Source organism: Arthrobacter crusticola, assembly GCF_004357995.1.
GTDB classification, from domain to species: Bacteria; Actinomycetota; Actinomycetes; order Actinomycetales; family Micrococcaceae; genus Arthrobacter_D; species Arthrobacter_D crusticola.
On sequence record NZ_SMTK01000001.1, the window covers coordinates 351,660 to 362,861 of the forward strand.

An 11,202-nucleotide genomic window follows, 5' to 3' on the forward strand; every position below is an offset into this window, starting at 1 on the left:
ACCTGCCGAACCCGAAGGATCCCCCGTGAAGTCCCATGAGATCGCAAGCCGCTGGCTGAGCTACTTCGAGAAGAACGGGCACACCGTCGTGCCGTCGGCGTCGCTGGTCTCCAGCGACCCCTCGCTTCTCTTCACGGTGGCGGGAATGGTTCCCTTCATCCCCTACCTCACCGCACGGGAGCAGGCCCCCTACGACCGGGCGACGAGCGTGCAGAAGTGCATCCGCACCGGTGACATTGAGGAGGTCGGCAAGACCGCACGCCACGGCACGTTCTTCCAGATGGCCGGAAACTTCTCCTTCGGGGACTACTTCAAGCAGGATGCCATCAGAATGGCCTGGGAGCTGCTGACCTCCAGCGTCGAGCAGGGCGGATACGGCCTGCCCCCGGAGAAGCTGTGGATCACCGTCTACCACGAGGACGACGAGGCCCTGGCCATCTGGCGGGACGAGGTGGGTGTGCCCGTCGAGCGCATCCAGAAGATGGGCAAGAAGGACAACTATTGGTCCACCGGACAGCCGGGCCCCGCGGGCCCCTGCTCGGAGATCTTCTACGACCGCGGCCCGGCCTACGGCGTCGAGGGCGGACCCGAGGCCGACGATTCGCGCTACGTCGAGATCTGGAACCTCGTGTTCATGCAGTACCAGCGCGGCGAGGGAACCGGCAAGGACGACTTCGAGATCCTCGGCGAACTGCCCAAGAAGAACATCGACACCGGCCTCGGCCTCGAACGCCTGGCCATGGTGCTGCAGGACGTCGAGAACATGTACGAGACGGACCAGGTCCGCCCCGTGCTCGACAAGGCGGCCGAACTCAGCGGACGCGAGTACACCAGCGCCGAAAGCCCCGACGACCCCCACCACACCGACGACGTCCGGATGCGCGTCGTCGCCGACCACATCCGCTCCTCGCTGATGCTCATCGCCGACGGCGTGACCCCCTCGAACGAGGGACGCGGGTACGTGCTGCGCCGCCTCATCCGCCGTGCCGTGCGGGCGATGCGCCTGCTCGGGGTGGAGAAGCCCTGCCTGCCCGACCTGCTGCCCGCCTCCCGCGACGCCATGAAGGGCACCTACCCGGAGGTCGAGAAGGACTTCGACCGGATCGCCCGGATCGCCTACGCCGAGGAAAAGGCGTTCCTGCGCACGATCGCCTCGGGCACCGCGCGTCTGGAAGAGGCCGTGAAGGAGTCGAAGGCCGCCAACCGGCCGCTGTCCGGATCGGATGCCTTCGCCCTCCACGACACCTACGGCTTCCCCATCGACCTGACCCTCGAAATGGCCGAGGAGGCCGGGCTGTCCGTCGACGCCGAGGGCTTCCGGACGCTGATGCTCGAACAGCGCCAGCGCGCGCAGGCAGATGCCCGCGGCAAGAAGGCAGGGCACGCGGACCTCTCCGTCTTCAACGAGATCCTCGCCACGGGCGAGACGATCTTCACCGGCTACGACGAGCTGACCACCGAGGGTGTCGTCACCGGCCTGCTGCGCGACGGACAGTCGATTCCGGTGGCCTCCACGGGCGAGGAGATCGAACTGGTCCTCGACCAGACGCCGTTCTACGCGGAGTCCGGCGGACAGGCCGCCGACGTCGGGATGATCAACGGCAACGGTTTCGTGGTCGAGGTCCTCGACGTGCAGCGCCCGGTGAAGGGCCTTCACGTCCACCGCGCCGTGGTCCGTGAAGGCGAGATCACCCAGGGAGCCCTGGTCACCTCCGCCGTCGACCGCCAGCGCCGCCATGCCGGGGAACAGGCCCACTCCGGAACGCACATCGTCCACGCCGCGCTGCACCAGATCCTCGGCCCGGAGGCGACCCAGCGCGGGTCTTTCAACAAGGCCGGCTACCTGCGGTTCGACTTCGCCTGGGGTGAGGGCATCAGCTCCGCCGCCCGCAGCGAAATCGAGGAGGTGGCCAACCTCGCCATCCGCAGCAACCACTCCGTCGAGACCAAGATCATGCCGCTCGCGGAGGCCAAGGCCCTCGGGGCCATGGCGCTCTTCGGTGAGGCCTACGGCAACCGGGTGCGCGTCGTCGAGATCGATGGCGACTGGTCCCGTGAACTGTGCGGCGGCACGCACGTCGAGTCGACCTCGCTCATCGGGTCGCTGACCCTGCTGGGGGAGCAGTCGGTCGGCTCGGGCAACCGGCGCGTCGAAGCGCTCGTGGGCATGGATGCCTTCCGCCACCTTGCCGCCGAGCGGGCCCTGGTGAGCGAGCTCTCGGACATGCTCAAGGTGCCCTCCAACCAGCTGCCCGAGCGGCTGTCGTTGACCCTGCAGAAGCTGAAGACCGCTGAGAAGGAGCTCGAGCGGCTGCGCAACGAGCAGCTCGCCGCGGCCGCCGCCTCCCTCGTCGGCACGGCGCAGGACGTCGACGGGGTCCGGCTCATCGCCCACGACGCCGGCGAGGTCGCCGGCGCCGACGCGCTGCGCACGCTGGCGCTCGACCTGCGGGGACGCCTCGGGTCCTCCGCGGCGGTCGTGGCCGCGGCCGGCGTCGCCAACGGGCGCCCTCTCATCCTCATCGCCACGAATGAAGCGGCCCGGTCCGAAGGCGTCAAGGCCGGCGCGCTGGTGCGCATTGCCGCGGGCGTGCTCGGCGGCGGCGGCGGCGGCAAGGACGACGTCGCCCAGGGCGGCGGCGCGGACCCGGAGAAGGTGGCCGCGGCCCTCGAAGCGGTGCGCGCCGCCGTGGCCGCACGCTGAGGTGCCGGCCGAGGTGACGGGCGGGTATCCTGCGGGGCCGAAGCTGGGGGTCGACGTCGGCCGCGTCCGGGTCGGCCTGTCCGGCAGCGACCGTGACGGCCTGCTGGCCACCCCGGTCCGCACCCTGTCCCGGGATGCGAAGAAGAACTCCGACGTGCGGGTCCTTGTGCAGGAAGCGCGGGACCGCGGCGCGGTGGAGGTCTTCGTCGGGCTGCCGAAGAACCTCAGCGGCCGGGAGTCGGAGTCGGCGGAGATGGCGCGCGAGTACGCGCAGCTGCTGGCGGATGCGCTTGAGGCGGCCGGGCTGGAGCTTACTGTGCGGCTGATCGATGAACGGCTCAGCACCGTGTCGGCGCACCGCTCCCTGCGGCAGGCTGGATTGAGCACCCGTGATCATCGTAAGGTAGTAGATCAGGTGGCAGCCGTGGAGATCCTCCAGCATGCCATCGACATGCAACGTTCACTTGGACGGGACGTGGGGGAACAGGTCAGCGCACGTCTTCGGAGCAGTTCCGGGAGCGCATCGGTGGCCGCTACCGAGGAGCCGGTCATTTCGGAGATCACTTTGAGTGGGAAGGACCAGGAACTGTGAGTTCCCGTTACCCGCAGTCACCCGCATCCCAGGAGCCTGAAGGCTGGCGCGATCCGGACGCCCCCTACTCCCGCCGCGGAGCCGAACCTGTCCACCCCGAACCAGTCGAGCAGTTTTTTGCCAGTCAGGACGTGAGCCGCCGCAGCCGGGCCCGGCGCCCGTCCAAGGCGCGCCAGCGCCGCCGCCAGCGCCGCACCGTCATCCTCCTGGTCGTGCTGCTCGTCTTTGCCGGCGTGGTGTTCGGCGTCGCCATGATGCTGAGGGATCTCCTCGGCCTCAATGACGTCAAGGACTATCCCGGCCCCGGCACCGGCGAGGTGGTTTTCACGGTCGCCGAGGGTGCCGGGCCGCTGGCTATCGCCGATGCCCTGGAGTCCGAAGACATCGTCGCGGACTCCGGCGAATTCATCGCTGCGCTCGAGGGAGTCCTCGACGGGCGGGAAGTCCAGCCCGGCGAGTACGAAATGCGCTACCAGATGGCTTCCGACGACGCCGCGGCCATCCTGGTCGGCGACGAGTCGGCGAAGGTTTCCTACGCCGCAGTGGCGCGGGACCTGCGCCAGGGTGAGGTGTTCACCATCCTCGCGGAGTCGACGGGGATTCCGGTCGCCGAATTCCAGGCACTCGCCAAGGAACCGGCGCGCTTCGGCCTCCCCGATCAGGCCCGCAGCCTTGAGGGCTACCTGCATCCGGGCGAATACCGCTTCAAGGTCGAAGCGACCGCACCGGAGATCGTTCAGGAGATGGTCGACAACACCTTCGCACAGCTCGAAGAGGACGGCATCACGGATCCCGCCGAGCAGTACCGGATCCTGACCATCGCAAGCATCATCCAGGCCGAGGCCGGCGAGGCCGACTATGCCTCCGTCGCCGGATCCATCATGAACCGGCTCAAGCCGGACAACACCGAGACGTCGGGGCTGATCCAGTCCGACGCCACGGTCACCTACGGCCTCGGGCGGAAGAGCTACGACATCACTCCGGAGGAGAAGGCCGACACGTCCAACCCGTACAACACCTACGCCAACCCGGGGCTGCCGGTCGGCCCGATCGGATCGCCCAGCGAGGAAGCCATCGACGCGGCCGTCTCGCCCGCCGAAGTGCCTTTCTACTACTGGGTGACCGTTGACCTCGACTCCGGCGAGACCAAGTTCTCCGAGACGCTCGCCGAGCACGCCAAGTACGTCGCCGAGTACCAGGCGTGGTGCGCCGACAACCCCGGCCGGTGCGAGTAGGCGCAGACGGGGTGGGCGCCGGCCCGGCGGGAGGCGCCGGTCGGGCCGCCGTGATCGGACACCCGATCGCGCACTCGAAGTCGCCGCTGCTCCACGCCGCGGCGTATGCCGGGCTTGGCCTCGACTGGTCCTACACCGCGGAGGATGTCGCGCCGGAGGGCCTCGCCGCCTTCGTCCGTTCCCTGCGGGCCGACGACCGGTGGCGCGGTCTGTCGGTGACCATGCCGCACAAGGCCGCGGTTGCGGCCCTGACCGACGCCAACACGGCCCTCGTCGAGACCCTCGGTGTCCTCAATACGGTCACCTTTAGCGGCGGCCCCGGCCGGCGGGTCCTCACCGGGCATAACACCGACGTCGCCGGGATCGCCGGTGCCCTCGCCCATGCCGGCGCGTCGACGCCGCGGAACTGCGTTCTCCTCGGCGGGGGCGGCACCGCGGCGGCGGCGGTCGCCGGACTGGCCGGTCTCGGTGCGGACCGGGTCAGGGTGTACGTCCGGCAGCCGGAACGGGCGGCCGGGCTCGCCGCCACCGGTGCGGCACTCGGCCTGGCGGTGGAAGTGCTTCCCTGGGACGGCGCGCCGGCCGGTGTGCGCGGTGCCGACGTCGTCGTCTCAACCCTGCCGCCCCGCGCCGCGGATTCCCTGGCGGCGGCGCTTCCGGCGGACGGCCGGTATGCGGAAGGCCCGGCCGGGGTCCTCCTGGACGTCGCCTACGATCCCTGGCCCAGCGTTCTGTCCGCCGCCTGGGCGCGCGCCGGCGGCGTCGTCGTGCACGGCCTGGAGATGCTCCTGTACCAGGCGATCGAGCAGGTGCGCCTCTTCTCCCCGGACGCCGGGCCGCTCCCGCGGGCCGTCATAAACCGGATGTGTGAGGCGATCGGCGTTCCCCTGCGCTGAAGCACTCCCCGGGCCGTGGCAGTATTGAAGGCATGTTGCGTTGGTTGACGGCCGGAGAATCCCACGGCCCCGCTGGAGTCGGAATCCTTGAAGGCATGCCCGCCGGAGTCGAGGTGACGAGCTCCGATATCCAGGCCGCCCTGGCCCGGCGCCGGCTCGGTTACGGCCGCGGGGCACGGATGAAGTTCGAACAGGACGAGGTGCGCATCCTCGGCGGCATCCGCCATGGGCTCACCCAGGGCGGACCCATCGCCATCGAGGTCGGCAACACCGAATGGCCCAAGTGGGAGCGCGTGATGTCCCCGGATCCGGTGGATCCCGAGGAGCTGGCCAGTTTGGCCCGCAACGCCCCGCTCACCCGGCCGCGCCCCGGCCACGCGGACTTCACCGGCATGCAGAAGTACGGCTTCGACGAGGCCCGCCCCGTGCTCGAACGCGCAAGCGCCCGCGAAACGGCCACCCGTGTCGCACTCGGCACCGTCGCGGCGCGGTTCCTCGCGGCCCTGGGCGTGCAGCTGGTCAGCCACACCGTCTCGATCGCCTCGGTATCCGTCCCTGCGGGGGCCCGGCTTCCCGGCCCCGGCGACGTGCTCGCCCTGGATCAGGACCCCCTGCGCTGCTTCGACCGCGCCACCTCCGATGCCATGGTGGCCGAGGTGGACGCCGCCCACAAGGACGGCGAGACCCTCGGCGGCGTCGTTGAGGTCATCGCGTACGGGCTGCCGCCGGGACTTGGCAGCTATGTCCACTGGGACCGGCGCCTGGACTCCCGCCTCGCCGCGGCCCTCATGGGTATCCAGGCCATCAAGGGCGTCGAGGTCGGCGACGGCTTCCTCACCGCCTCCCGGCGCGGCACCGCGGCCCACGACGAGATCCTGCGGAACGGATCGGGACGCATCGTGCGCGACACGAACCGCGCGGGCGGCATCGAGGGCGGTATGAGCATCGGAGACACCCTGCGCGTCCGCGCCGCCATGAAACCGATCGCGACCGTGCCGCGTGCCCTGCGCACCATCGACGTCAGCACGGGCGAAGCGGCCACGGCTCACCACCAGCGCTCCGATGTGGTCGCCGTCCCGGCGGCCGGCGTGGTGGCCGAGGCCATGACGGCGCTGGTGCTCGCCGAGGCAGTCACCGAGAAGTTCGGCGGTGACTCTGTCGCCGAGACCGCCCGGAACCTCCGCAGCTACCTCGACGCCATCCCGGAGTCCCTGGGCTCAGCCGCGCACTGATGCCCGGCACCCTTTCACCGGTCGTCTTCACCGGCCCCATGGCGACCGGCAAGACGGCCGTGGGCCGCTCCTTCGCCGCCCGCCGCGGGCTGACCTTCGTCGACACCGACCGCCGGATCACGCAGCGGCACGGCCCGATCCCTTCAATCTTCGAGGCCGAGGGCGAGGACGGCTTCCGGCGGCTCGAGGCGGACGTGGTGCGCGAGGTGCTGGCCGGGGGAGGCCCCGGCGTCGTGGTTTCTCTCGGTGGAGGCGCCGTGCTGAACGCCGGGACCCGCGCCCTGCTCAAGGCGGCACGGGTCGTGTTCCTCGACGCGGACCTGGCCACGGTGCTGCCGCGGCTGAACGCCGGAGCGTCACGGCCGATGCTCGCCGGGGACGCCGGTGAACGGTGGGCCACCCTGTACGAACAGCGCCGGCCGCTGTACCTCGAGGTCGCGGAATGCGTCGTCGACACCCGCGGGCGCACGGTCCGCCAGGTCGTCGACGAGGTCGAGCGGATGCTCGGACTCAATGATTCAAACGAAAGAAGGACCACCGGACATGGCACCTGAGCCCACCATCATCCCCGTCACGGGGACCACCCCCGAAGCCGCCTACGACGTCGTCGTGGGCCGCGGGCTCCTGGGCCGGCTCCCGGGCATTCTCGGCGAACGCGTGCGCCGGGTCCTGGTCATCCATCCCCGGGCGCTGCGCACCACCGGGGATATCGTGCGGGCCGAACTGGCCGACGCCGGGTTCACCGCCGTCACCGCGGAGATTCCCGACGCCGAGGAAGGCAAGCACATCCAGGTGGCTGCGTTCTGCTGGCAGGTGCTCGGGCAGAACGACTTCACCCGCTCGGACGCCATCGTCACCGTGGGCGGGGGAGCGGTCACCGATGTGGGCGGCTTCGTCGCCGCCACCTGGCTGCGCGGGGTCAAGGTCGTCCACCTGCCCACCAGCCTGCTCGCCATGGTCGACGCCGCGGTCGGAGGCAAGACCGGCATCAACACCGCCGAGGGCAAGAACCTTGTAGGCGTCTTCCATCCGCCGGCCGCCGTCCTGGCCGACCTCGATGCCCTCGACACCCTGCCGAAAAACGAACTCGTCACCGGCATGGCCGAAGTGGTGAAGTCCGGCTTCATCGCCGACCCGGTCATCCTCGACCTCATCGAGGCGGACCCGGCCGCGGTCTCAGATGCCCGCTCCGAGACGGTGCGGGAACTGATCGAACGCACCATCGCCGTCAAGGCCGCCATCGTCTCCGAGGACCTTCGGGAGTCCGGCCGGCGCGAGCACCTCAACTACGGCCATACCCTGGGGCACGCGATCGAGCTGGCCGAGCGGTACTCCTGGCGTCACGGCGCTGCGGTCTCCGTGGGCCTGGTCTTCGCCGCCGAACTCTCGCGCATGGTCGGCCGGCTCAATGACGCCGATGCCGACCGGCACCGCAGCATCCTCGAGTCGCTGGGGCTGCCTGTCACCTACCGCCGGGACCGGTGGCAGGCCCTGCTTGACGGGATGCGCCGGGACAAGAAGGCCCGCGGGGACCTGCTGCGTTTCGTCGTCCTCGACGGCGTCGGACGTCCCGGCATGCTCGAGGTACCCGACACCTCGCTCCTGTTCGCTGCGTACCAGGAAATCGCCTCCTAGGGGCGCCTCTGCGCCGCTTTGACCCCAGAGGGTAGACTTGCCTCTGGACTTTTACCGCGCTGCGCCGTGCCCTGCACCCGGGTGCAGCCATCCATTTCCCCGATCGACGAAAGTGAACCTGTGGCCACCACGAATGACATCAAGAACGGCACCGTGCTGAAGCTTGAAGGCAACCTCTGGAACGTGCTCGAGTTCCAGCACGTCAAGCCGGGCAAGGGTGGTGCCTTCGTGCGCACCAAGATGCGCAACATCCTCTCGGGCAAGGTGGTGGACAAAACGTTCAACGCCGGCCTGAAGATCGAGACGGCGACCGTCGACCGCCGCGACTACCAGTACCTGTACAAGGACGGCGAAGACTTCGTCTTCATGGACACCACCGACTACGACCAGATCACCGTGCCGGGCAAGACCGTCGGCGACGCCGAGAACTTCATGCTCGAGAGCCAGATGGTCACCATCGCCATGCACGAGGGTTCCGCGCTGTACATCGAGCTGCCGCCCTCGGTTGTCCTCGAGATCACCTACACGGAGCCCGGGCTGCAGGGCGACCGCTCCACCGGCGGCACGAAGCCGGCCACCGTCGAGACCGGCCACGAGATCCAGGTTCCGCTGTTCCTGACCACCGGAACCAAGGTCAAGGTCGACACCCGCACCGGCGATTACCTGGGACGCGTCAACGAGTGAGTGCACGCAGCAAGGCCCGCCGCAGGGCACTGGACGTCCTCTTCGAGGCCGAGCAGCGCTCGGTGACCCCGCTTGAGGTGATGAAGGCCCGCCGGGAGAAGACCGACATGGTCATCGCCGACTACACCGTCGACATCGTCGAGGGTGTCATGGCCCACCGGGAGCAGATCGACGAGTATCTCAGCACCTACTCACAGGGCTGGTCTCTCGAGCGGATGCCCGCCGTTGACCGCATGATCCTGCGCATCGGCAGCTGGGAGCTGCTGTACAACGAGGACGTGCCCGACGGCGTGGCGGTCAGTGAGGCCGTGGAACTGGCGAAGATGCTCTCGACCGACGAGTCCCCGGGATTCATCAACGGGCTGCTCGGCCGGCTCCAGCAGCTCAAGCCGACCCTGCTGGCGTAGGCCGGAAGCCGACACCGACACCGGCACACGGGAGCGCGGCCCTACTGCCCTTCGGGGCGGCGGGGCCGCGCTCTTTCGCGGTTGGGCCCGCATCAGCGGCCGAAGAACTCCGTCAGGGCGCCGGCCGTCTCCGCCGGCAGCTCCTCGGGGATGAAATGACCCGAGGGCAGCGCTTTCCCGGTGACCCTCCCGTCGCACTGGGCCTGCCATAGCTCCAGCGGCCGGAACAGCCGGTTCACCACGGCGCGCTCGCCCCAGAGCACGTGGGTGTCGCACCGGATTCGATGGCCGCGTTCCCTATCCTGGCGGTCGTGATCGAGGTCGATGCCGGCGCTCGCCCGGTAGTCCTCGCAGATGGCGTGGATGGTTCCGGGGGTGAAGCACCGTTCGTACTGCTCGAGGGCCTGCTCCTCGAGGAATCCGAGGCCGCCGCTTCCGAGGCCGCCCAGGGTGGCGCGCAGGTAGGTCATTGGGCTGCCGCCGATCATGCTCTCGGGCAGCGGGTTCGGCTGGATCAGGTGGAACCAGTGGTAGTAGGCCGTGGCAAACGCCTGATCGGTGGCGTCATACATGTCCAGCGTCGGCGCGATGTCGATGACGCACAGCTTCTCCAGCCGGTCGGGGAAATCGAGTGCCAGGCGGTGACCAACCCGACCGCCCCGGTCATGGCCGCACAGGAAGAAGCGTTGACGGCCCAGGGCGTCCACCACTGCCACGAGGTCCTGCGCCATGGTGCGCTTGCTGTAGTTGCTGTGGTCGTGCATCCCCGGGGTCTTGGAGGAGTCGCCGTAGCCGCGCAGGTCCGGGAGGATGATGAAGAATTCCTCCCGCAGTTCTTCAACGGTCCGGCGCCACATGACATGGGTCTCCGGCGAGCCGTGGACCAACAGAAGCGTGGGACCCGCCGGGTTTCCGCCGTACCGGGCGAAGATCGAAGCCCCGTCCACCGCGAACTCCCGGGAGGAAAAGCCTTCGAACCAGCCGGCCGGCAGGGAGGAATCCATGCCGGAAGCGTACACCGGCGCGGCCCTCCGCCTTTTGGATGAAGCCCGTGCAGCAGATCGGGTCCGGACGGGCGGCAGCCGGCCGGCGCCTTACCGCTCAATTGTTACGCCCGCCGACCGCATGCGAACCGCACGGGCCGGCTATGTTCCCGGCGGGGTCCCCCCGCCGGTGGAGTACCGGCCCGTCCTGACCTGGATATGGCCGCCGCGCACGGAGGCGCTCCGGAGGTCCGACAGTCCGCGCTCCACAGCGGTCCACGGGTGAGCGGCAATGTCGGAGCCGCCCAACCGGCAGGCGAGCCGTGCCAAAGGCGCGGCCGCGGTGAACTTTCCGGTCGGCTCCTGCATGTCCACCACGGCGAGGGAGGCGCCCGGGGCGCTCAGCGCCAGCATGCGCTCCCACGCGTCCTCCCAGGAGGGCATGAGCGAGAGGGAGTAGGTGGCCAGCGCCGCATCGAACTGCGCGCGTCCGCCGTGGGCGACCGCGCAGGCGCCGACGGCCGCGGGCCGGAAAGTCGTCGCATCCGCCTGGAAGAGAAGAACATTGTCCCAACCCGAACGCTCCGCCCGCCGGCGCGCCCGCCGAAGCATGCCCGGACTGCGGTCGATGCCAAGGAGAATGCCGTCGGGCCCGATCCGCTCCTGAAGCAGGGCAAAGTTGAGTCCGGTGCCGCAGCCGACGTCGAGCACCTGGGCGCCAGGCCCGAGGGCGAGCAGTTCCACCGCTTTCCTCCTGCCACGTCCGTAGACGGGGAATTCACCCGAGAGCAGGTCGTAGAACGGAGCAACGATGCTGTACCTGTCGGCGATGGG

At 69.4% G+C, this 11,202-nt stretch carries 11 protein-coding genes; 9 read left to right on the forward strand and 2 right to left on the reverse strand.

What is annotated here, in order from left to right:
* Positions 1-25: 25 nt before the first annotated feature.
* From alaS to nusB, 9 genes are all read left to right on the forward strand, one after another.
* Positions 26-2,704, forward strand: coding sequence for an alanine--tRNA ligase (gene alaS / locus E2F48_RS01635; RefSeq protein ID WP_133402265.1), 2,679 nt, complete (start codon positions 26-28; stop codon positions 2,702-2,704).
* 13 nt (positions 2,705-2,717) lie between these two features.
* Positions 2,718-3,296 (forward strand): Holliday junction resolvase RuvX, encoded by a 579-nt coding sequence (ruvX, locus tag E2F48_RS01640; RefSeq protein WP_133402266.1) that lies wholly within the window; start codon positions 2,718-2,720, stop codon positions 3,294-3,296.
* Complete coding sequence (mltG, locus tag E2F48_RS01645) at positions 3,293-4,531, forward strand: endolytic transglycosylase MltG (protein ID WP_133402267.1); 1,239 nt, start codon at positions 3,293-3,295, stop codon at positions 4,529-4,531. Before ruvX ends, mltG begins: the two co-directional genes overlap by 4 nt.
* Positions 4,522-5,427, forward strand: a complete 906-nt coding sequence (locus tag E2F48_RS01650; RefSeq protein WP_246018469.1) for a shikimate dehydrogenase — start codon at positions 4,522-4,524, stop codon at positions 5,425-5,427. The genes mltG and E2F48_RS01650 overlap by 10 nt, the downstream gene beginning before the upstream one ends.
* Positions 5,428-5,459: 32 nt before the next feature.
* Complete coding sequence (gene aroC, locus E2F48_RS01655) at positions 5,460-6,659, forward strand: chorismate synthase (RefSeq protein ID WP_133402268.1); 1,200 nt, start codon at positions 5,460-5,462, stop codon at positions 6,657-6,659.
* On the forward strand, positions 6,659-7,213 hold the full coding sequence (locus tag E2F48_RS01660) for a shikimate kinase (protein ID WP_133402269.1): 555 nt from the start codon (positions 6,659-6,661) through the stop codon (positions 7,211-7,213). Before aroC ends, E2F48_RS01660 begins: the two co-directional genes overlap by 1 nt.
* Positions 7,203-8,294: a 3-dehydroquinate synthase gene (gene aroB, locus E2F48_RS01665; protein ID WP_133402270.1), complete on the forward strand. Its 1,092-nt coding sequence runs from the start codon at positions 7,203-7,205 to the stop codon at positions 8,292-8,294. Before E2F48_RS01660 ends, aroB begins: the two co-directional genes overlap by 11 nt.
* Positions 8,295-8,414: 120 nt before the next feature.
* A complete protein-coding gene (efp, locus tag E2F48_RS01670) occupies positions 8,415-8,978 on the forward strand; it encodes an elongation factor P (RefSeq protein ID WP_120165428.1) in 564 nt (187 codons plus the stop codon).
* Positions 8,975-9,385, forward strand: a complete 411-nt coding sequence (nusB, locus tag E2F48_RS01675; RefSeq protein WP_133402271.1) for a transcription antitermination factor NusB — start codon at positions 8,975-8,977, stop codon at positions 9,383-9,385. Before efp ends, nusB begins: the two co-directional genes overlap by 4 nt.
* A 92-nt stretch (positions 9,386-9,477) precedes the next feature.
* Here nusB and E2F48_RS01680 read toward each other — a convergent pair whose 3' ends face one another.
* Together E2F48_RS01680 and E2F48_RS01685 are read right to left on the reverse strand one after the other, a co-directional pair.
* Entirely contained in the window at positions 9,478-10,389 is a 912-nt protein-coding gene (locus E2F48_RS01680; protein WP_133402272.1) for an alpha/beta fold hydrolase, read from the reverse strand.
* Positions 10,390-10,530: 141 nt separating this feature from the next.
* A complete protein-coding gene (locus E2F48_RS01685; RefSeq protein ID WP_133402273.1) occupies positions 10,531-11,199 on the reverse strand; it encodes a class I SAM-dependent methyltransferase in 669 nt (222 codons plus the stop codon).
* Between the last annotated feature and the right edge of the window lie 3 nt (positions 11,200-11,202).